This window comes from Luteimonas chenhongjianii (assembly GCF_002327105.1).
Classification (GTDB): domain Bacteria; phylum Pseudomonadota; class Gammaproteobacteria; order Xanthomonadales; family Xanthomonadaceae; genus Luteimonas; species Luteimonas chenhongjianii.
The window spans coordinates 912,068-934,072 of record NZ_CP023406.1; the positions used below are offsets into that span (position 1 = coordinate 912,068).

Genomic DNA, 22,005 nt, shown 5'->3' on the forward strand with positions numbered 1-22,005 from the left:
CGCGCGTCGCGGCAATGGCCGTAGGTCATTGCGGTAGGTCATTGCGGTGCTGGCGGCTCCCCGATCGACGTACCCGGCGCGGCGAGCGGGAATGCGTCGTCGTCATCGAGCGTCGGTGATTCGTACCGCCAGACTTCGCCTCGGCGCTCGGCGACCGCGACCAGGCGCGCCTCGCCCCGCGGCCCCCGCAGCGGAATGCGCAAGGCGGCGCTGCCGCTGCCGTCGGTGGACATGCTGATGTCGCCCAGCGGCATGAAACCCGGCTTGATCGGCGTCCCCAGCCGCGCAGCCACCTGCGGATGCAGGCGGGCGCGTTCCACGGCATCGGCCTACACCGCCGAGTTCCGCAGCAGGGCGCGAACCGGCAGCATGGCGATGCACACGAGCACCACGACGAGGCTGGCCACGCCCAGGGCGAGGGCCCACTTCCCGTTGGGCTGCCGCCAGCCACGCAGCGCAGGCGACGCGCTGGCCGGCTCCGGCGATGGCGGCAACGGCGGCGGGACCGCGGACATCAGGGCGCCAGACAACGCGCGAAAAACGCCTCGCTGGTGCGGTAGCGATGCAGCGCGTCCTTGCCGCGCAGGCCGTGCTTGGCGCCGGGATAGGTCATCAGCTCGAACGGCGTGCCGGCCTGCTGCAACTGGCTCATCAACTGCGTTGCATTGGAGAACAGCACGTTGTCGTCGGCCATGCCGTGGATCAGCAGCAGCGCGTTGGGGCGGATGTTGCCGGCGTGGGTGAACACGCTGGCCTCGCGGTAGCCGTCGACATTGGCCTTCGGCAGGTTCATGTAGCGCTCGGTGTAGTGGGTGTCGTAGAGCGCCCAGTCGGCGACCGGCGCGCCGGCGATGCCGCAGGCGTAGGCATCGGGTGCCTTGGCCAGCAGCATCAGCGTCATGTAGCCGCCATTGGACCAGCCGTTGACCGCAATGCGCTGGCCGTCCACCCAGGGCTGCGACTTCAGCCATTCGACGCCTCGCAGCTGGTCCTCGACTTCCACCGTGCCCTGGCGCTCATACAGCGCACCGCCGAAATCGCGGCCCCGGCGCGGCGTGCCGCGGTTGTCCAGCGAGAACACCACATAGCCGCGCTGGGCAAGGTACTGGTGGAAGCTCGCATCGGCGCGGCCGGGCCAGGTGTCGAGCACGGTCTGCGCGGCCGGGCCCCCGTAGACGAATACGACGACCGGATACGTGTTGCGCTCGTCGAAGTCCGCCGGCCTGATCAGCGAGTAGTGCAGGGGCGTGCGACCGTCGGCGGCCGTGAGCGTGCCGAACTCGGTGGGCCGGTGCGCGGCGCGGTACGGGGCATACGGATGATCGGCGGCGGCGAGGTCGTTCTCGACCAGCGTGGCAAGCCGCGTGCCGTCGGCGCGGCGCAGTGCGATCTGCGGCGGCGTGGTGGTGTTGGACCAGCTGTCGACGAAGACCGAGGCGTTGCGGGCGAAGCTCGCGCCATGCATGCCGGGCGCGTCCGACAGCGCGGTGTAGGCCTGCCTGCCGTCGAGGCCGACGCTGTAGATCCGTGATTCGGTCGCGCGCGGTCGTGCCTTGCCGTCTTCGAGCACCATGCCGGCACGGAAGAACAGCAGGCCCTTCGCCTCGTCGACCGCCAGCAGTTCGTCCACCGGCCACTCGCCCCGGGTCAGGGGGGTCATGCGCCGCCCGTCTTCCGAGGCCAGGTACAGGTGCTGGAAGCCGTCGCGCTCGGACGACCAGATGAAGCGGCCGTCGTCGAGGAAGCGCAGGCTGTTGTGCAGCGGCACCCAGGTGCGGCTGCGCTCGGTGACCAGTGTGCGCTGCGCGCCGGTGGCCAGCGTGGTCTCGATGAGCTCCAGGGTCTGCTGGTCGCGCGACTGGCGCTGGAACGTCAGCCGCTGCGGATCGCGCCACTGCACCCGGGCGAGGTAGATGTCCGGATCGGGGCCAAGATCGACGTCGCGCACCGCGCCACCCTGCGGCGCGACCACGTGCAGGCTGATGCGCACGTTCGGGTCGCCCGCCGCCGGGTAGCGTTGTTCGATCACATCGGTTCGGTCGGCATAGACCTCGTAGCGCTTCTGCACCGGCACCGGTGACTCGTCGATGCGGGCAAAGGCGATCGCGCTGTCGTCGGGCGCCCACCAGTAACCGGTGTGGCGATCCATTTCCTCGTCGGCGACGAATTCGGCGACGCCATTGCCGATCACGTCGCTGCCGTCGGTCGTGAGCTGTCGCTCGATGCCGCTGGCGAGATCGATGACCCACAGATTGCGCGCACGTACGAAGCTGACGAAGCCACCGCGCGGCGAGACCTTGGGATCGGTCGCGAAGCCACCGCCGTCGGTGAGCTGCCGTACCGCGTCGCTGCCCGACTTCGACAGGTCGTAGAGATACAGCTCGCCGCCGAGCGGAAACAGCAGGCGCTGCGCATCCGGGGCCCACTGGTAATCGACGATGCCCGATTGCCCCGCGATGCGCTGGCGCTCGCGGCGCGCTTTCTCCGCATCGCTGAGCGTTTCCTCGCCCGGCAGCACGACCTTCGAATCGACCAGCATCCGTGTCTGCCCGCTGGCGATGTCGTACTCCCACAGGTCGAGCTGGTTGCGGTTCTCGTCCTTGCCGCGCAGGAAGGTCACGCGCGAACCGTCCGGGGCGACCTGCGGCTTCATCAGCGTCGGCCCCGACAGCGGCGCATCGCCGGTGATGGCCTCGAGCGTGAGACCGCCGGAGGCGGGCGGGGTGGCAGCGAGGGCGGAGGACGTGGCGATCATCAGGGCGGCAGCGGCAAGTACGGAGCGCATGGCGGGTCCATTGGAGCGAAGGCGTCAGTGTATCGGGCGGGCAGAGCGCGCTGACGCTTCAGTCCGCGCAGGCCTCCCGGCGCGTCGCGCCGCCTGACCAGGCCCACATGCGATGCACCTGCGGCTGGAAGGTGTGCAGCACATGGCCGCAGGTGCCGACTGTGGCCGCCGGCAGGCACGCGGCCCGCGCGCCATCGGGGGCCAGATACCAGAGCGCGCGCTCGGGCGCCGCAGTCACATGCGCCAGCGTGAGCAGTTCCGCAGCCACGTCGGGCGCCGCCGTGGGTTGCCGGTCATCGCCGGCGAGTGCATCGCAGCGCGTCGGGTCGGCGGTCAGGGATGCAGGCGTCGTCGCGCATGCGGCGAGCAGGCAGGTCGCGGTCGAAAGCGCGATCGTTCGCATCGGACATCATCCTTGATCCGGAGAGGCGACCGATCCTACGCAAGCGCGCGTGGCGGTGCAGGCCGCCACGCATATCGGTGCCTCAGCGCCGGCCCTGCCCGAACAGCAGCTGCTTCTCCTCCTCGCTCATCGGCTTGCCGGCATCCGGATTGACCTCCTTCGCCTTCGCATAGGCACGCTGCGTTGCCGGGCGCGCCTTGATCGCGGCGTGCCAGCGCTGGACTTGCGGGTAGGGCGTCATGTCGATCGGCGCCTTGTCGTAGACGCCGATCCACGGATAGGCCGCCATGTCGGCGATCGAATACGCGTTGCCGGCGATGAAGTCGCGGCCCTTCAGGTGCGTGTCGAGGACCTGCAGCAGGCGGTTGACCTCGTTGGTGTAGCGCTCGATCGCGTAGGGAATCTTCTCCGGCGCATAGACGTTGAAGTGGCCGTACTGGCCGGTCATCGGGCCAAGGCCGGCCATCTGCCAGAACAGCCATTCCAGCGTCTCGATGCGCGTGCGCGGCTCGGTGGACAGGAACTGGCCGGACTTCTCCGCCAGATACAGCAGGATCGCCCCGGATTCGAACACGGTCTGCGGCGCGCCGCCGTCGGCAGGAGCATGGTCGATGATCGCCGGCATCTTGTTGTTCGGCGAGAACGCGAGGAATTCCGGCTTGAACTGGTCGCCCTTGCCGATGTTGACCGGACGGAGCGTGTAATCGAGTCCGGCCTCTTCGAGGAAGAGGGTGATCTTGTGGCCGTTGGGCGTTGGCCAGTAGTAGAGGTCGATCATGGGAGATCCACTCGTAGTCGGGTGCTTGAAGTCTAGGCGCGTCGGTGACGGGCAACCTCCACACGACGCGTACGGTGTGTTGCGGTTGCCGCCCAAGCGCGCATATGACGACGCCGCCCCGGGGGGCGGCGTCGGAGGGGGTTCCCGCGGCAGGCCTTACTGCGCGGCGCAGTCGAGCCGGTGCGTGGCATCGGTGCCGATGCGCACCTCTGCCAGACCCAGGGTCAGACCTGCCGGAGCGCGCAGCGCGAACGGCGTGCTGACACGCGTGGTGTCGAGGCCCGCGCCCGCCAGGCACTTGAGCGGAATGCCCGCGGTCACCCACTCGTTGCGCGGCAACGTGGCCAGCCATTCGCGCACCGGCAGCTCGCCCTTGCAGGCTTCGCCGCAACCGGCGGACAGGACGATGTCGCCACTGGCCGGCAGTGCATCGACACGCAGCGTCACCAGCAGCAGCGAATCGCCATTGGTCTCGCGGCTCAGATCGACCGGCGAATGCGACAGCAGTTCGGCGGTGGCATTGCCGGTCCAGGTGAGCAGTCGAGCGCCTTCCTGGGTCTGGTGATCGACCGCGGCGAGGGTCAACGTGCCGTCGGGCGTGGCGACGCGCGGGTGCAGCACGTCGGCGCCGCGGCCATCCGCGCCGGTGACCACCAGGCGGATGCCGGGTCCCGGCACGCCACGGGCGAAGAAACCGGCGCTCTTGCCGTCCTCGGCGCTGACCCCGGCGTCTTCCGGCAACGCGGCGAGATTGCCGTCATCGGCGTAGGTCAGGCCATGGCCGAACGCGAACAGTGGGTCGTAGCCTTCCATGCCCACGTTGTTGACGTACTGGTCGGCGCGGCGCGGCCAGGAGAAGCTGAGCTTGCCCTTGAAGTCGTGCTGCGGCTGACCGTCTGCGCCGCGCAGGAGCACGTCGGCGATGCCGGCACCCTCCGAGCCCGGCAGCCAGGCTGCGACGAAGGCATTGGACGCGTTGATCTCGCGGTTCATCCACAACGGACGGCCGCTGAGGAACACCGAGACCACCGGAATGCCGTCGGCGCGCAGGCGCTTGACCAGCTCGAGGTCGGCGTCGTCGCCGGGCTTGTACAACAGGTTCGGCAGGTCGCCGAGGAACTCGGCATAGGGCTCCTCGCCGAACACCACGATCGCGACGTCCGGCTTCTGCCGGTAGCTGCCGTCGATCGCGAGTTCCGCGGTGCCGCCGGCGGCGCCGACCTGCTTGCTGATGCCGTCCCAGATGGTGTCGCCGTTGGGGTAGTCGGCGCGCTTGGTGCCCGTGCCCTGCCAGTTCAACGTCCAGCCGCCGGACTGCTTGCCCATGTCGTCGGCGCCGTCGCCGGCCACCAGTACGCGCTGGTTCGCGGCGATCGGCAGGATGCCGTCCTGGTTCTTCAGCAGCACCAGCGATTCGCGCACCGCGCGACGCGCGACCTCGCGATGTTCGGGTGCGCCGAGCAGTTCGAACTTGCCGCCGAGCGCGCGCTCCGAGGGCTTGGGCGCATCGAACAGGCCCATGCGGAACTTCACCCGCAGGATGCGGCGCACCGCGTCGTCGAGGCGCTCCATCGGAATCTCACCCGACTGCACGTGCTTGACCGTGCTATCAAAGAGGCCGCGCCAGCTGTCGGGCGCCATCGCCATGTCGAGCCCGGCGTTGAACGTCGCTGCGCAATCGGTCGTGGTGCAGCCCGGCAGCTGGCCGTGGCCGTTCCAGTCACCCACGACAAAGCCGCCGAAGTTCATGCGGTCCTTCAGCACGTCGGTCAGCAGTGCCTTGTGTCCGTGCATGCGCTGGCCGTGGACGCTGTTGAAGGAGGCCATGACCGCTTGCGCGCCCGCGGCGATCGCCGGCGGATAGCCGGCGCCGTGGATGTCGCGCAGTTGCGCTTCGCTCACGGCGGTCTCGCCCTGGTCCTTGCCGCCGGCGGTGCCGCCGTCGCCCAGGTAGTGCTTCACCGAGACCATCACATGCTGGTCGTTGAGGAACTCCGGCGAGCCCGCCTTGCCCTGCATGCCTTCGACCACGGCCGGCGCGAACGCAGCGACGATGTCGGGCGATTCGGAATAGCCCTCGTAGGTACGACCCCAGCGGTCGTCCTGCGGCACGGCGACGGTCGGCGCGAACGCCCATTCCATGCCGGTGGTCCGCGTCTCGATTGCGGTGACGCGTCCGATCTCGCGCATCAGCTCGGCATTGCGGGTCGCGCCAAGGCCGATGTTGTGCGGGAACAGCGTCGCGCCGACGATGTTGCTCTGGCCGTGTACGGCGTCGATGCCGAAGATCACCGGGATCGCCTTGCCGCCGCCCGACGTGTCCATCGACGCTTCCCAGAAGGCATCCGACAGCGCCAGCCATGCCGCCGGCGAGGCGTCATAGCGGCCGCCCGGATCGGAGTTGCCGCCGGCGAGGATCGACCCCAGGCGGTACTTGCGCACGTCCTCGGGCGTGACGTCGGCGATGTCGCCCTGCACGATCTGGCCGACCTTTTCCTCGACGCTCATCGTCGCCAGCAGGTCGTCGATCTTCTTCTCCAGCTCGGCGTCGTGCGGCAGGGGCCATGCGGTATCGGGCCAGTTCGCTGCATCGATGGCGCCCGGGTCGGCATCGGCTGCACCGGCCTGTGCGGTTGCCTGGGCGGCGGGGGTCTCGTCGCGCGCACATCCGGCGACGCCAACGACAAGCGCGGCGAGCATGGCCGGCAACAGTGCGCGGCGAAGGACATGGCGGACGGGGCGACGCGATTCGATCATCGAAGAGCTCCGGGAAAGCGGCAGAGGCCGCAGGATGGGCTGTCACGCTGGCGCAGCGATGACAGCGTTGTCACGCGGCGGCTAGCATACCGGCGCAAGCCCGCGGGCGCTTGCTGCACGGCGACATGCACGCCGGCGCGGGATCCTGCGGCGACTCTGGCAGAATCGGGACCGAAACGAGGATGGCCGGATTGAACAGCATGCGGGTGCGGATCGAGGATGTCGCGGAAGCGGCGGGCGTGTCGATGAAGACGGTCTCGCGCGTGCTCAACCATGAGCCGAATGTCTCGGAGCGCACGCGCGTCGCCGTCGAGACGGCAGTGGAAAAGCTGCAGTACCGCCCGCTGGCATCGGCCCGGCTGCTGGCCGGCCGCCGCTCCTATCTGGTCGCGATGCTCTACGACAATCCATCGAGCAACTATCTGATGGAGGTCGAACTCGGCGTGCTCGATGCCTGCCAGTCGCAGCACTACAACCTGATGCTGGCGCCGGTCGACTACACCGCGCGCGACATCGTGGCCAAGGTCGAGGCGATGATCGCGCAGTCCCAGCTCGATGGCGTGGTGCTCACGCCACCGATCACCGACGATGCCTCGCTACTGGCGCGGCTGGATGAACTGGGCGTCCCGTACGCGAGCATTTCGGCGCAGGAGCAGAACCGCCGCATCGGCACGGTGGTCGACGAGCGCAGCGCCGCCCGCGACGTCGTGCTGCATCTCGCATCGCTCGGCCACCGGCGCATCGCCCACATCAAGGGCCACGCCGCGCACGGCGCCAGCCGCTGGCGCCTGGCGGGCTACCGCGATGGACTCAAGGAGGCGGGTCTGGAGTACGACGCCTCGCTGGTGGTTGCCGGCAAGTTCTTCTACGAATCCGGCTTCGATGCGACCAACAGGCTGCTCGACCTGCCGCAGCCGCCGACCGCCGTCTTCGCTGCCAACGACGACATGGCCGCCGGCGCGATCTGCGCCATCTGCGAGCGCGGTCTCTCGGTCCCCAGGGACGTTTCGGTCTGCGGCTTCGACGACATGCCGATCGCACGGCACATCTATCCGTCACTGACCACGGTGCGCCAGCCCAGCCGCGAGATGGGGCGCCTGGCTGGCCTGGAACTGCTCAAGGCGATCCGCGACAGCAGCGCCGGCGAAACCCTGGAGCTGCCCTACGCGCTGCAGGTGCGCAAATCGACGGGACCGGTGCGCGCCTGACGCGCGCACCGGACCTGCAGGCTCAGACCGGAGCGGCAGGGCAGTAGCCGCGTACGTAGGTCTCGTGCGCGGGCAGCTGGGCGAGCGTGCGCGCCACGCGTTCGCGGATCTGGCCCAGGAAGCGTGAGAGTTCCGCATCGTCCATCAGGTCGGCCGTCGGGTGGTGGCTGCGCGGCACGAGCCCCTGGCCGAGCATGACCTGGACCCACGAATTCTCGGCGAACAGCTCGAAGCCCTCGCGGAACACCCGGCCGCTGTCGGCGAACAGGGCGATGCGATGCGCCAGCGAGTCGGGCACCTGCATCTCCCGGCAGGCGCGCCAGAACGGGGTGTCGTCGCGGTCGGTCACCTTGTAGTGCAGGATCACGAAATCGCGGATGCTCTCGATCTCCTCGCGCGACTGCCGGTTGTACTCGTCGACATCGGTCTGCCTGATGCCGGCGGCGGGGAACAGCTGGAGCAGGCGGATGATGCCGCGCTGGATCAGATGGATGCTGGTCGATTCCAGCGGTTCGAGAAAGCCGCTCGCAAGCCCGAGCGCGACGCAGTTGCCGTGCCAGGTACGCTCGCGCTGACCCGGGCGGAAGCGGATGGTGCGCGGCTCCACCAGTCGCTCGCCCTGGAGGTTGGCCAGCAGCGTCTCGCGCGCCTGCGCATCGTCGATGTAGCGGCTGGCGTAGACGATGCCGTTGCCGACGCGGTGCTGCAGCGGAATCCGCCATTGCCAGCCCGCCTCGCGCGCGGTCGAGCGCGTGTACGGCACCGCGGGCCCGACCGACGCGGTCTGGACCGCGATCGCGCTGTCGCACAGCAGCCAGTGCGACCAGTCCTCGTAGCCCACACCGAGCGCCTGCTCGATCAGCAGGCCGCGAAAACCCGTGCAATCGATGAAGAGATCGCCTTCGATGCGCTCGCCCGAAGCGAGCACCAGGGCCTCGATATTCCCCGAGGCACGGTCGGCCTGCACCTCGGCGATGCGTCCCTCGATGCGGCGCACGCCATGCGATTCGCTAAACCTGCGCAGGTAGCGCGCGTACAGGCCGGCGTCCATGTGGAAGGCATAGTTGAGACCGTTCTCGGGCAGATGCGCGAAGCGGTCCTCGAGCGCGGCGCGCAGTTCCAGGCAGTAGTCGCCGTAATCGCCGGCGAGGCCGCGCGAGCGGCCGCGATGCCAGAAGTGCTGGAAGCCCGCGCTCCAATGGTCCTTGCCGGTGGTGCCGAACGAATGGACGTACTCCTCGCCGCGCGCCTTCCAGTCGGCGAAGCGGATGCCGAGCTTGAAGGTGGCCTGGGTCGCGGCCATGAACTCGCGCTCGTCGAGCCCGAGCGCGCGGTGGAACGTCACCAGTGTCGGGATCGTCGCCTCGCCGACGCCGACGGTCGGAATCTCGTCCGACTCGACGAGCACGATGTCGAGCATCGGACCCAGCGTGCGGGAAATGCCGGCGGCCGCCATCCAGCCCGCGGTGCCGCCGCCGGCAATCACGACGCGGCGTACCGCCGTGTTGGGAGGGGTCTCTTGCATCGTGTGCTCCGTCAGCGGTTGAGTCGTTGCAGCAGGCGGGTGCGCAGCCTGCGCGCGAGCTCGTCATCGAGCGGTGCCAGCAGGCCGCGCGCCGCCTCGGGAATATGGCCGGCGGTGTCGGCATCGGCGCCGAAGACGTAGTGGTCGAACACGTCGCGCCAGATCTCGCGCTGCGCCGGCGGCAGGTCGCGCACCGTCATCAACGCCAGCATCAGGGCGTTCATCGGCGTGTCCATCCGGGCCGGCGACTGGCGCCACCAGTAGTTCACCAGCACGTTGAAATCCGCGAGGCCTTCCATGTGGTGCCACCACATCGAGGGGATGAGGATCGCATCGCCCGGGTCGAGCTCGGCGACCATCGCATGGCGCATCGCTTCGGCAAAGCGCGGGAAACGCTGCAGGTCGGGCGCTGCGAAATCGACCAGGCTGATCGGCTGGCCGGCCGGGGTGAGGTCCAGCGGACCGATGTAGAGATTGCGCAGCTGCCCGGGTGGAAACAGCGTCACGCGGCGCCGTCCGGCGACGACGCAGGCCAGATTGTCCGGTACGTCCTGGTGCGCGGCGATGCGGCTGCGGTTGCCGATCCAGATGCTCGCCAGCGGATCGCGCGGGCCGAAACCGATGGGGTTGTCGGAGCGGAAGCCCGGCAGCCAGGTATCGACCGTCGTCGAGGCGACATAGATCGACGGCGGCGCCGCGGATGCGGCCTCGCGCAGCAGCGTGCGCAGGACCACGTCGAGCGGCACGTGCTCGCGGCGGAAGTTGAAGCCGCGCAGGTCGTCGTTGTAGAAGAAGCGCCCCCGGATTTCCGGCGGCCCGACCGTAGCCACGACCGGTGCAGCGTCGGGACGCAGGAAGCCGCGCAGATACTCCGCTGCCGACGCCGCGCCTGCGCGGGCGGCCTGCACCATCGGCCAATGGCCGACCACGCCGCGCAGCACCACGGGGCGATCGCCGTCGAGGAGTGCGTCGGGCAGCGCCTCCGCACGCACGTCGTGACGCTCGGGGATCGCCTCAGGCCCGGACATGGCGCCGGTTCATGCGGTCGATGAGGTCGCGGAAACGCGACATGGAGGCGATCGCCATGTAGATCGGCTCGAGATGGCCGCCAGTGTGCAATGCCGCGATCGCAGCGCCGTCGAGTGCGCGCAGCCGAGCCTCGTCGATGATGTGGAAGCCGCTCAGCCGGTGCGGCTGGCCATCGTCGAGCCGGATGTCGAGCGTGAATGGTTCGAGCAGTGCATGGCTCTGCAACGCGGCCACGAAGTCCGGCAGGGCGGCGATGCCGGCCTGCAGACGCAGCAGGATCTCCTGGATGCGCTGCAGATGCGGCGCGATGCCGCCGTGCGCCAGGAACAGCGGTTCGCCCTCGCCACTGCGGGCGCGTGGATGATCCAGGTCGATGTGGATCGTGGACGAGCCGCCGCTCATGCCGATCAGGAAAGGTTGCCGCGCGATCGCAAGCGGCACGTGGTGGGCGCCCCATCCGGACGCGTCGAGAAAAAGGTTGCTGCCTTGCTGCAGGCCGAGCAGCGCCAGTGGTTGCACGCGGTCGCCGTCGACGCGGAAGACGACGGGGTAATGCGGCTGCAGGTCGCGGAACTCTTCGGGGAAGGTCGGGGCGACCATGACATCGTCGCCGAGCGAGGGCGCATGGCGGATATCGATACGCAGGTCGCGATGCGCGACCGGATCGAGCTGTACGTGATTGGTCATCGGGTGCCGACGGTTCCTGGCGCGGGAAGCGCGTGCGCAGCATAACGCTGCGTGGACCACGGGACCGCCGCGCACCCCTTGCAGGTGCGCGGCGGCATGACGCGTCAGAAGCTGTAGCGCGCGCCGAACATGTAACGCGGACCGGTCTGGGTGGCGAACCGCAGCTGGTTGGTGTGCCGCGCGTGCGTGCGGTACGTCTCGTCGGTCAGGTTGATCGCCTCGGCATGCAGCGAGAACTGCGGCGTGACCTGGTAGCTGATGTTGAGGTCGAGCTGGCCATAGGCTTCGGTGTAGTTCGGGTTCGGACCCTGGCCACCGATGCCCGACAGGAACTCGTCGCGCCAGTTGTAGGCCGCACGCACCTGCCACTTGTTCTTGTCGTAGAACGCGACAACGTTGGCCGAATCGCTCAGCCCGATCATCGGGTACTGGTCGCCGAGGCTGAGGTTGTCGAAGGTCAGACCCGAATCGACGATGGTGTAGTTTGCCGCTACGCCGAAACCGCTCTCTCCGAACATGTGCTGGACGTTGAACTCCCAGCCGTCAAGCGAATCGGAGCGCTGGTTGGCCGGCGTGTTGATGTCGAAACCGGCGATCGGATCGGTCGGCAGACCGACGATGCTGCCGGTGCGCTCGCCGTTGGCGTTGATGCCGGTATAGGTGACGCCCGGATCGCCGGCGTGGTTGATGAAGATGTAGTTGCGGATGCAGACCAGATCGGACGTTCCGCAGCCATTGGCGACGGCGTCGTTCCAGTACGCCCCGCCCACCGGCGTGTGGAGGTTGAACGGCGTGTCGCGGACGATGGTGTTGCTGATGAAGTTCGAGATGTTCTTGCGGAACCAGCCGACCGACACGTAGCTGGCCTCGCCGTAGTACCACTCGAACGACAGGTCGAAGTTGCTGGACTTGAGCGGCTCGAGCGCCGGATTGCCCTGCGAGCCGTCACCGCCGTCCACGCGCACGATGTTGGCCAGGCTCAGGCCGCCCTGGATCTGCTGCCAGCCGGGGCGTCCGATGGTCTGGCTGTAGCTGCCGCGCAGGACCATGTTCTCGGCCACTTCCAGGCTCAGGTCGAGGCTCGGCAGGAAGTGGTCGTACTTGCCGGTCTGGGAAATGAAGTCGCGCTCACCGTCGTAGACCACGTAGAGCTCGTTCGCCGAGTCCCAGCTGATGCCGTTGGCGACGCGGGCCAGCGCCTCGGACGTGACGTCGGTTTCCTCGTAGCGCACGCCGGCGGCGACGCGCAGCGGCATCGACCAGTCGAATACGGTGTTCCACTGCACGTACGCGGCCTTCGACTTCTCTTCGGTGCGCAGGTCTTCGGTGAACTCGGTCGGGGCGCGATAGAGCGCGTCATCCCCGGCGATTTCGGCCGCACGGGTACGCAGGCGGTCGAAGTCGAACATCATGAAGCGGCCGGTGAAGCGCGGATCGTCATGGCCGCGGAAGGCGTCGAAGTAACGGCCCATGTCGTCGGCGTAGAAGATGCTGTCGTCGTAGTCCGACGGATTGCCCACGCCGCCCCAGGTGTCGCGCTGCATGACGGCCGATGCGGTGCGGTTGTTGACCTCGGTCATCGACACGCCGAAATCGAGGTTGGAGTAGTTCTCGAACGTGAAGCGGCCACCAGCCTGGATCTGCTCCACTTCGGATTTGTTGTAGCTGTTCTGGAAGACCGAGCCGGTCACCACGACATCCGACGGGGAGATCTGGTCCACGCCCGGCGGCAGGCCGATCGTGAGGATCGGGAAGTCGCCGCTGTAGTCCACCGACGTGGACGCACGACGGAACGCCGCCGTGCCGAGCACGCCGGCCGAGCCGAACGGGCTGTCGGGGCGCGATTCGGCCGTGGAGTTGTGGTAGTCGAGGTACAGCTTCAGCGAATCGCTCGCATCCCACTCGACATTGAAGCCCGTGGATTCCAGCGTATTGCGGGTCGCCAGCTCCATGCCGCCCATCGCGATGTCGGCGTAGACCGGGTTGCCGTTCTCGTCGAACGACACGTTGTCCTCGCCGTAGACGATCGGCGCGGCGATCGGGCCGTCGGCCCAGCTGCTGTCGCCGGGGCCGTAGTTGAACCACACAGACAGTTCGTTACGCTGCTGCTGCACCTTGTTCTCGGCGTAGGTGTAGTCGAGCGTGGTGCGCACGTTGTCGGTGGGCTGCCACTGGAAGGTGGCCTGGCCGTTGGTGCGCTGGCGCTGCACGCCGTTGACGCTGTAGCCGGTGTTCTGCGGACGGCCGTAGATGGTGTCCGGGCCCGGGCGATTGGTGATGCGGTCGAAGCCGGGCTCGCCGGCGACCGGCAGGCGGTTCCACGAGTCGGTGTCGTCGCCGCGGAACATCGCCCAGCCATCGGCCACCGAAGCCTGGCTGAAGCCGGAGTCACGCTCCTGGTAGCTGCCGCTCAGGGCGATGCCGAAACGGTCGTCGCCGAAGGTGTGGCTGAAGATGCCGGACAGTTCACCGGTGATCGACTGGCCCGGATACGTGTCGGGCAGGTTGTCGACGGACGTGTCGTGCACGCCCTTGATGCCCACGTTGGCGACGGAACCGGGGTTGTCGAGCGGGCGCGCAGTCTTGACGTTGATCGTCGCGCCGATGCCACCCGTTGGAGCCGATGCGCGGCTGGTCTTGAAGACTTCGATCTCCGACACCGATTCCGATGCCAGGTTGGCGAAGTCGAAGGCGCGCGAGTTCGACGTGCCGCCGCCGCCCGGGCCGAGGTTCGAGGCCGGCATCTGGCGGCCGTTGAGCAGGACGAGGTTGAAATCCGGGCCGACGCCACGGACCGTGACCTTCGAGCCTTCGCCGCTGGAGGTGCGGTCGATCGACACGCCCGAGATGCGCTGCAGCGATTCGGCCAGGTTGGTATCGGGGAACTTGCCGATGTCTTCGGCGACGATGCCGTCGACGATGCCCTGCGAATCGCGCTTGAGGTTCATCGAGGACGTCAGGCTGCCGCGGATACCGGTGACGGTGATCGCGTCGAGCTCGGTCGGGTCATCGGAGCTGGCGGTGGTGTAGGGCGTCGCGGTCTGGTTCTCGTCGGCGACCTGTGCGGCCAGCGGCGGCGCGAGGGCCAGCAGCAGGGCGGAGGTCAGAAGCCGTTTTCTGGGCGCAGTGTTGATGGTTTTCATGGATTTCCCCTCCCAAGGAATTCTCATGTGGTTTTAAAGATGGACCCGTCGTCCACAGTGCGGACGCGCCGAGGCAGCGGAATTGGAAGTCAGGTTGACAGCGTTGTCAATGAAACGGCGACTCGCCATTGCAAGTGCGCGGAACCTTGAGGAAATACGCTTGCGCTTGTTGCGCTGCAGCAGATATTGGCGAGTGCGATGCGCGGTTGCGCACTGCATCTCGCCGTCGAAACACGACGTCCTGGAGGCGGGACCCCGCTTTTTTGCGGGGTTCGAGAGCCCGCGAGCCCGGATGCGGTCCGGCGGATGCGGGCCAACGACTGCGTCCACGCTCCCGCGCTGGGGCATCACCGGGACCGCAGGGCTGCGTCAGTGCATCGCCCCGGAGCGCGACACGACTGCGCTGCCGCCGACCGGCGTCGAACCGTGCAGGCGCGAACCGCGCAGGCCGTACCAGATGATGTAGACGTAGCAGACCAGCGGCACGACGAACGCCAGCTGGATGCCGATGCGATCGGCCAGTGCACCCTGGGCCAGCGGGATCACCGCGCCGCCGACGATCGCCATCACCAGCAGGCTGGAGGCCTTGCTGGTCAGCGTGCCGAGGCGTTCGATCGCGGTGGTGAAGATGGTCGGGAACATGATCGAGTTGAACAGGCCGATCGCCAGTGCGCTCCACATCGCGACGCTGCCCGTGGTGGTCATCGTCGTCACCAGCAGCACGCAGACCATCGCGCCGGCGAAGCCGAGCAGGCGACGCGCGTCGATGCGGGTCATCAATGCTGCGCCGATGAAGCGGCCGACCATCGCGCCGCCCCAGTAGAAGGCCAGGAACCGCGACGCCTCCGCTTCGCTCAGGCCGCCGATCGAAGGCTCGGCCATGTAGTTGATCAGGAAGCTGCCGATCGCGACCTCGGCGCCGACATAGCAGAAGATGCCGAGCACGCCCCAGCGCAGGTGCGGCTGGCGCAGTGCTTCGAGATAGGTGTGGTAGACGGCGGGGCCGGCCTCCGTGGCGTCGCGCAGGCTGGGGATGCGCATCAGCAGCACGAAAACCGCGAGCAGCAGCAGGGCGCCCGACAGCATCAGATAGGGCATCTCGACCGAGCGCGCCTCGGCGGCGCGGTAGGCCATCTGCTCGGCGGCGCCCATCGCCGCGATCTCGTCGGCGCCCAGCACCGCGCCGACCAGGATCAGCGGGCCGATCAGCAGCGGGAATACCGTGGTGCCGAGCGAGTTCAGCGCCTGCGCGAGATTCAGCCGGCTGTGCGAGGTTTCCGGTCGGCCCAGCAGGCTGATGTAGGGATTGGCGGCGACCTGCAGCAGCGTGATGCCGCTGGCGAGCACGAACAGCGCGGTCAGGAACACCGGATAGGACGGCATGCGCGCGGCCGGATAGAACAGCGCCGCGCCGACCGCGGCGACCACGAGCCCCATGACGATGCCCGCCTTGTATCCCACGCGCGCGACCAGCGCGCCCGCCGGCATCGACATCAGGAAGTACGCGCCGAAGAACGTGAACTGGATCAGCATCGTCTGCGTGTAGTTCATCGAGAACACGGCTTTGAGATGCGGGATCAGCACGTCGTTGAGGCTGGTCAGGCCGCCCCAGGTGAAGAAGATGAGGCTGACGACCGCGATCGCGGCCGGCTTCGAAAGCGTCGAGGACTGTGCGTTCATGCGTAGCGACCGGCTTGGGCGGAGATCTGTCGATGCATCTTGTGTCCTCAAGGACGGCAGACCCGAGCGGTCCAGGGGCGGACTTGTAAGCGACGCATGACAACGCTGTCAACGCGAAATCGCAATCGCGCGGCGACGGTCCAGCCATCGGCGACATGGCGCAACGCTGCGGTCCGCGGGTGTTGCAGCGCAGCACGTCGCGGCGCTACCGTATCGCGGCATTCATCGCGGTCGGCAAGGCGCTGAGCCGTCGCTCCCCCGCGCGTCCCCAAGGAATCTGCCCCATGTCGATCGCCCCGAACCCGCCGCGCCAGGCGCCGCTGACCTACATCATCTTCGGTTCGCGCTGGCTGCAGCTGCCGCTCTATCTCGGATTGATCGTCGCCCAGTGCGTGTACGTGTTCCTGTTCGTCAAGGAACTCACCCACCTGGTCCAGGACGCCAACACGCTGACCGAACAGGGGATCATGCTGCTGGTGCTGGGGCTCATCGACGTGGTGATGATCTCCAACCTGCTGGTGATGGTGATCGTCGGTGGCTACGAGACTTTCGTCTCGCGCCTGGGGCTGCAGAACCATCCCGACCAGCCCGAGTGGCTGAGCCACGTCAACGCCAGCGTGCTGAAGGTCAAGCTGGCGATGGCGATCATCGGCATTTCGTCGATCCACCTGCTGAAGACCTTCATCGCCGCGGGCGAGGTGGGCCTGCCGGTCTGCGGTTCGGGCGACTTCATCGCCGCATCGGTCGCCCATGCCCAGGCGATTGCCGGCGGCCTGTCGCTGGCGGCGCCGGTGTGCACCAAGGTCACCGCGGCGGGCGTGATGTGGCAGACGATCATCCACGGCGGTTTCATCCTGTCGGCGATCGGCATCGCCTACACCGACCGGTTGATGACCGGCAGCACCGCCAAGCGCGAGCACGTGGCCCACTGACCGGCGGGGTCTCATCCCGTTAGACGGTGCACGCGTAGAATGCGGCGATGGATGTTTCGCATTTGCTCGACGGGCTGAACCCGGCCCAGCGCCAGGCGGTTTCCGCGCCCGATTCCCACTATCTCGTGCTCGCCGGCGCCGGCAGCGGCAAGACCCGCGTGCTGACGCATCGCATCGCCTGGCTGAACGAGGTGGTCGGCGTGCCTGCGCACGGCATCTTCGCGGTGACCTTCACCAACAAGGCCGCGGCGGAGATGCGCCATCGGGTCGATGCGCAACTGCGTCATGGCGCGCGCGGGGCGTGGATCGGCACCTTCCATGGCCTGGCCCATCGCCTGCTGCGCCTGCACTGGCAGGACGCGAAGCTGCCCGAGGGCTTCCAGATTCTCGACAGCGACGACCAGCTGCGCCTGGTCAAGCGCGTGGTCCAGCAGCTTGAGCTCGACGATGCGCGCTTCCCGCCGCGTCAGATCGCCTGGTGGATCAACGCCCAGAAGGACGAGGGACGGCGGCCGCAGCACATCCAGGATGGCGCCGACGAGTGGTCGGACGTCATGCGCAAGGCGTATGCGCTCTACCAGGAGCGTTGCGACCGGGCGGGTCTGGTCGACTTTGCCGAAATCCTGCTGCGCGCGCACGAACTGCTGCGCGACACGCCGGCGCTGCTGGCGCACTACCGCCAGCGTTTCGGCCACCTGCTGGTCGACGAGTTCCAGGACACCAATGCCATCCAGTACGCCTTCATCCGCGTGCTGGCCGGCGACACCGGCAAGGTGTTCGTCGTCGGCGACGACGACCAGGCGATCTATGGCTGGCGCGGCGCCAAGGTCGAGAACGTGCAGCGCTTCCTGACCGACTACCCGGGCGCCGAGACGATCCGCCTGGAACAGAACTACCGCTCCAGCGCCAACATTCTCGGGGCCGCCAATGCGGTGATCGCCCACAACCCCGAACGCCTCGGCAAGCAGCTGTGGACCGACAGCGGCGATGGCGACCCGATCGATCTCTACGCGGCCTACAACGAGATCGACGAAGCCCGCTATGTCGTCGAGCGCGCGCTGCAATGGGTGCGCGACGGCGGCAGCCACGGGGAGATCGCGATTCTCTACCGCAGCAATGCGCAATCGCGCGCGCTCGAGGAACAGCTGGTCGCCGAGCAGGTGCCATACCGCGTCTACGGCGGTGTGCGCTTCTTCGAGCGTGCCGAGATCAAGGACACGCTCGCCTACCTGCGTCTGGTCAGCAACCGCGACGACGATGCCGCGTTCGAGCGCGCGGTCAATACGCCACCGCGCGGCATCGGCGAGCGCACGCTCGACGAAGTGCGCCAGCAGGCGCGCGCGCACGGCATCCCGCTGTGGGAAGCGGCGCTGCGATGCGCACAGGGCGATGTGCTGGCCGGACGCGCACGCAATGCGCTGGCCGGCTTCGCCCAGCTCATCGACCAGCTGTCAGTGGAACTGGCCGACCTGCCGCTCAAGGACAAGATCGACCACGTGCTGGCGCGTTCCAACCTGCGCGTGCATTACGCCAACGAATCCAAGGGCAGCGCCGATTCGCGGGTCGAGAACCTCGACGAGCTGGTTTCGGTGGCCTCGCGCTTCACCCGCGGTGACGACGAGGAAAGTGCGCAGCTGACCGAGCTCGTCGCCTTCCTCGCCTATGCCTCGCTCGAGGCCGGCGAAGGCCAGGCCCAGGCCGGCGAGGACGGCGTGCAGTTGATGACGCTGCACAGCGCCAAGGGGCTCGAGTTTCCGCTGGTCTTCCTGGTCGGCCTCGAGGAAGGCCTGTTTCCCAGCGCCCGCACCGCCGAAGAAAGCGGCCGGCTGGAGGAAGAGCGCCGGCTGGCCTACGTGGGCATCACCCGCGCGCGGCAGAAGCTGGTGCTGACCTATGCCGAGGCGCGGCGGCTGCACGGCCAGGACATGCTCGGCATTCCGTCGCGGTTCCTGCGCGAGATTCCACCCGTGCTGCTCCACGAGGTGCGGCCCAAGCCGCAGGTCATGCGCGCCTCGTTCCCGCAGCGCCAGCGCGCCGGCTACGGGCACGCCAGCCTTGCGCCTTCGGTCGGCGTGCGCCTGGGCCAGAACGTGACCCATGCGAAGTTCGGTGCCGGCACCGTGACCGACATCGAAGGCGATGGCGCCCATGCGCGCGTGCAGGTCAATTTCGACGAGGCCGGCAGCAAGTGGCTGGTGCTGGCTTACGCGAACCTGCAACCGGCCTGAGGCCGGCGCAGGGTCGCGGGTTGTCAGGCCGCCGGCGGGTCCGGACGCCGTGTCCGCGAAACGGCCTTGACAATGCCGAGGCCCAAAAGCACGACCACGCCGACCGCGATCCATTGCGGCGCCAGGCCGGCGAGATAGGCACCGTAGGCGAGGCCGCCGATGAGTACCAGCATGCCTACCAGATAGATCGAGAACGAAGACATCGGCCGCTCCTATGGAAATGACGGCGGATGCTAGCGGGGCCGATGTGAGGGCCGTCCGCATTCAGCTGAATGATCCAACGACATCATTCGCGGATTTCGAAACCCGGGTTCTCCTCCAGGGCGCCGTCGCCATCCACGACGATCCAGCGGTTGCCGCTCTTGTCGAACAGTACCGGCACCGGATCGCGGAACAACGGGCGGCGGACGAAGCGCAGTTTCCAGCCGAAGACCTCGAGGGTCGCGATCGCACTCGCCTGGGCCGGCGTAAGGCCGGCGCGAAGGGTGGCGGTGTCGGGCGGCTCAGGGCTGCGGCGTTCGCGGCTCATGGGGTCCTCGGGCGTCGTGACAGGCGACGGCGCGCGCCGCGCACAATCGGACATGCTACGTGAAGGGGTAATTGCGGCCAAACCGGCCGCGAGCCCGGGCTGCCGCCTTCGCAGGCGCCTTCGGCGGGCGTACGCTGGCGGCCCAGCGGCCGCGTCGAGGTCGCATCGACTGGAGATCCCATGGCGCCTGCCGCTTCCGCGTTCACCCGATCGCGCCCCGTCCGCTCCCGCCATCTGCTTGCCGTGTGCATCGGCGGCCTGCTCGGCGCACCGGCGGTCCTCGCCGACGAAGGCATGTGGACGCTCGACAACCTGCCCAAGGCCGCCTTGCAGTCGCAGTACGGCTTCAAGCCCGACCAGGCCTGGATCGACCATGCGATGCAGGCCTCGGTGCGACTGGCTGGCGGTTGTTCGGGGTCGTTCGTCTCCCCGGACGGCCTGGTGCTCACCAACGCCCACTGCGTCGTCGGCTGCGTGCAGGGTCTGTCCTCGGCCGAGCGCGACCTGCAGAACGACGGCTTTGTCGCCCGGGCGCGCGAGGAGGAGCTGCAATGTCCTGCCGAGGAACTCAACGTGCTGCGCGAGATCACCGACGTCAGCGGGCGTCTGGCCAGCGCGGCCGCCGGCAAGCAGGGCCAGGCCTACGTGGACGCCCGCAATGCCGAGAAGAGCCGTATCGAGTCGGAATGCGTGGGCGACGACGAGGCGAAGACGCGCTGCGATGTGGTCGAGCTCTACAACGGCGGCCAGCAGCACCTCTATCGCTACCACCGCTATTCCGACGTGCGCCTGGTGTTCAGCCCCGAGTACTCGGTCGGTTTCTTCGGCGGCGATCCGGACAATTTCAACTTCCCGCGCTACAACCTCGACGCGGCGTTGCTGCGCGCCTACGAGGACGGCAAGCCGGCGCAGGTCGACCATCACTTCACGATCAAGCCCGAAGGCGCCGAGGCGGGCGAACTGGTCATGGTCACCGGCCACCCCGGTCGCACCCAGCGCCAGCTCACCGTGGCGCAGCTCGAGACCGTGCGCGACGTCAGTCTGATCAACACCCTGCTGTGGCTGGCCGAACGCCGGGCGATGCTCGGCCAGTACGGCCGCAGCAGCGAGGAGGCCGCGCGCCAGGCGCAGTCGGACCTCACCTTCACCGACAACAGTTACAAGGTTGTCCGCGGCCAGCTGCAGGCGCTGCTCGATCCGCAGGTCTTCGCCGGCAAGCGTGCCGAGGAAGCGCGCCTGCGCGAAGGCGTCGACGCCGCGCCGTGGAACGAGGTCGAGGCCGCGCAGGTCACCGCGCGCCAGTTGGCGGTCCCCTACATGCTGCTCGAGCAGGGCCGCGGTTTCGACTCGCGCCTGTTCGGCATCGCGCGCACCCTGGTGCGGGGCGCTGACGAGCGCGCCAAGCCCAACGAGTCGCGCCTGCCCGAGTACCAGGAGGCCGGTCAGGGCCGCCTGCAGCAGACACTGTTGAGCAAGGCGCCGGTCTATCCGGAATACGAGATCGCCAAGCTGACGTGGTCGCTGACCAAGTTCCGCGAGTTGCTGGGCACCGACGACCCGCTGGTCAAGGCCGTACTCGGCACGCAGTCGCCGGCGCAGGTGGCCACCGCACTGGTCGAAGGTTCGAACCTGGCCGATGTCGCCGAGCGCGAGCGTCTCTGGAACGGTGGCGCGGCGGCCATCGAGGCCTCGGACGATCCCTTCATCCGCCTCGCTCGCATTGTCGATGCGCCGGCCCGCGCGGTGCGCAAGCGCCAAGAATCGGAAGTGTCGTCGATCGAATCGCGCGCGGCCACGCAGATCGCCAAGGTGCGCTTCGACAAGCTTGGCACCACGGTCTATCCGGATGCGACGTTCACGCTGCGCCTGTCCTACGGCGATGTCGCCGGCTGGGACGAAAACGGCAAGCCGATCGAACCCTTCACGACGATGGGCGGCGTGTTCGCCCGCAACACCGGCGCCGAACCCTACGCGCTGCCCAAGCGTTGGCTGGACGCCCAGGGCCGGATCGCCCAGGACACGCCGTTCAACTTCGTCAGCACCAACGACATCATCGGCGGCAATTCCGGCAGCCCGGTCATCAACCGCGATGCCGAGGTCGTCGGGCTGGCGTTCGACGGCAACATCCACTCGCTGGGCGGCAACTTCTGGTACGACCCGCGCCTCAACCGCACGGTCTCGGTGCACAGCGCGGCGATCATCGAGTCGCTGAAGTCGGTGTACGGGGCGGATGCGCTGGTGGAGGAACTGCTGCAGAAGTAAGCATTCGACTTCGCGGCTCTGCGACGGCGCCCTGGTTTGCGGGGCGCCGTCGCTGTTTC

At 68.0% G+C, this 22,005-nt stretch carries 17 protein-coding genes; 4 read left to right on the forward strand and 13 right to left on the reverse strand.

Annotated elements, in window-relative coordinates:
- Positions 1-38 precede the first annotated feature (38 nt).
- The 6 genes from CNR27_RS04125 to CNR27_RS04150 form a co-directional block, all read right to left on the reverse strand.
- Positions 39-320, reverse strand: coding sequence for a cytochrome c oxidase assembly factor Coa1 family protein (locus CNR27_RS04125; RefSeq protein WP_096297058.1), 282 nt, complete (start codon positions 318-320; stop codon positions 39-41).
- Between the two features lie 9 nt (positions 321-329).
- Complete coding sequence (locus tag CNR27_RS04130) at positions 330-515, reverse strand: hypothetical protein (RefSeq protein ID WP_096297059.1); 186 nt, start codon at positions 513-515, stop codon at positions 330-332.
- A complete protein-coding gene (locus tag CNR27_RS04135; RefSeq protein WP_096297060.1) occupies positions 515-2,785 on the reverse strand; it encodes a S9 family peptidase in 2,271 nt (756 codons plus the stop codon). The genes CNR27_RS04130 and CNR27_RS04135 overlap by 1 nt, the downstream gene beginning before the upstream one ends.
- A gap of 58 nt (positions 2,786-2,843) precedes the next feature.
- Positions 2,844-3,188 (reverse strand): hypothetical protein, encoded by a 345-nt coding sequence (locus CNR27_RS04140; RefSeq protein ID WP_096297061.1) that lies wholly within the window; start codon positions 3,186-3,188, stop codon positions 2,844-2,846.
- Between the two features lie 82 nt (positions 3,189-3,270).
- A complete protein-coding gene (locus CNR27_RS04145; RefSeq protein ID WP_096297062.1) occupies positions 3,271-3,966 on the reverse strand; it encodes a glutathione binding-like protein in 696 nt (231 codons plus the stop codon).
- Positions 3,967-4,122: 156 nt separating this feature from the next.
- A complete protein-coding gene (locus CNR27_RS04150) occupies positions 4,123-6,723 on the reverse strand; it encodes a glycoside hydrolase family 3 protein (RefSeq protein WP_096297063.1) in 2,601 nt (866 codons plus the stop codon).
- A 182-nt stretch (positions 6,724-6,905) separates the two neighbouring features.
- On the opposite strand from CNR27_RS04150, the gene CNR27_RS04155 reads away from it, so the two are divergent.
- The gene (locus tag CNR27_RS04155) at positions 6,906-7,931 is read left to right on the forward strand and encodes a LacI family DNA-binding transcriptional regulator (protein ID WP_233580314.1); all 1,026 of its coding nucleotides are present in this window, start codon (positions 6,906-6,908) and stop codon (positions 7,929-7,931) included.
- A gap of 22 nt (positions 7,932-7,953) precedes the next feature.
- On the opposite strand, the gene CNR27_RS04160 is transcribed toward CNR27_RS04155, so the two are convergent.
- The 5 genes from CNR27_RS04160 to CNR27_RS04180 all read right to left on the reverse strand — a co-directional run bounded on the left by CNR27_RS04160 (position 7,954) and on the right by CNR27_RS04180 (position 15,995).
- Complete coding sequence (locus CNR27_RS04160) at positions 7,954-9,456, reverse strand: tryptophan halogenase family protein (protein ID WP_096297064.1); 1,503 nt, start codon at positions 9,454-9,456, stop codon at positions 7,954-7,956.
- 11 nt (positions 9,457-9,467) lie between these two features.
- Positions 9,468-10,484 (reverse strand): cupin-like domain-containing protein, encoded by a 1,017-nt coding sequence (locus CNR27_RS04165; RefSeq protein ID WP_096297065.1) that lies wholly within the window; start codon positions 10,482-10,484, stop codon positions 9,468-9,470.
- Positions 10,471-11,172 (reverse strand): SapC family protein, encoded by a 702-nt coding sequence (locus CNR27_RS04170; protein ID WP_096297066.1) that lies wholly within the window; start codon positions 11,170-11,172, stop codon positions 10,471-10,473. Before CNR27_RS04170 ends, CNR27_RS04165 begins: the two co-directional genes overlap by 14 nt.
- 104 nt (positions 11,173-11,276) lie before the next feature.
- Positions 11,277-14,315: a TonB-dependent receptor gene (locus CNR27_RS04175; protein ID WP_096297067.1), complete on the reverse strand. Its 3,039-nt coding sequence runs from the start codon at positions 14,313-14,315 to the stop codon at positions 11,277-11,279.
- Between the two features lie 369 nt (positions 14,316-14,684).
- Entirely contained in the window at positions 14,685-15,995 is a 1,311-nt protein-coding gene (locus CNR27_RS04180; protein WP_096297068.1) for a sugar MFS transporter, read from the reverse strand.
- A 290-nt stretch (positions 15,996-16,285) separates the two neighbouring features.
- Between CNR27_RS04180 and CNR27_RS04185 the strand changes: the two genes are divergently transcribed.
- Together CNR27_RS04185 and uvrD are read left to right on the forward strand one after the other, a co-directional pair.
- A complete protein-coding gene (locus CNR27_RS04185; protein WP_096300276.1) occupies positions 16,286-16,927 on the forward strand; it encodes a TIGR00645 family protein in 642 nt (213 codons plus the stop codon).
- Between the two features lie 47 nt (positions 16,928-16,974).
- Entirely contained in the window at positions 16,975-19,155 is a 2,181-nt protein-coding gene (gene uvrD / locus CNR27_RS04190) for a DNA helicase II (RefSeq protein WP_096297069.1), read from the forward strand.
- 23 nt (positions 19,156-19,178) lie between these two features.
- On the opposite strand, the gene CNR27_RS04195 is transcribed toward uvrD, so the two are convergent.
- Positions 19,179-19,358 carry a hypothetical protein gene (locus CNR27_RS04195; protein WP_096297070.1) on the reverse strand — a complete coding sequence of 60 codons (180 nt, stop codon included), beginning with the start codon at positions 19,356-19,358 and terminating at the stop codon, positions 19,179-19,181.
- An 83-nt stretch (positions 19,359-19,441) separates the two neighbouring features.
- Complete coding sequence (locus tag CNR27_RS04200) at positions 19,442-19,684, reverse strand: hypothetical protein (protein WP_096300277.1); 243 nt, start codon at positions 19,682-19,684, stop codon at positions 19,442-19,444.
- 180 nt (positions 19,685-19,864) lie between these two features.
- On the opposite strand from CNR27_RS04200, the gene CNR27_RS04205 reads away from it, so the two are divergent.
- Complete coding sequence (locus CNR27_RS04205) at positions 19,865-21,946, forward strand: S46 family peptidase (RefSeq protein WP_096297071.1); 2,082 nt, start codon at positions 19,865-19,867, stop codon at positions 21,944-21,946.
- Positions 21,947-22,005: the final 59 nt, after the last annotated feature.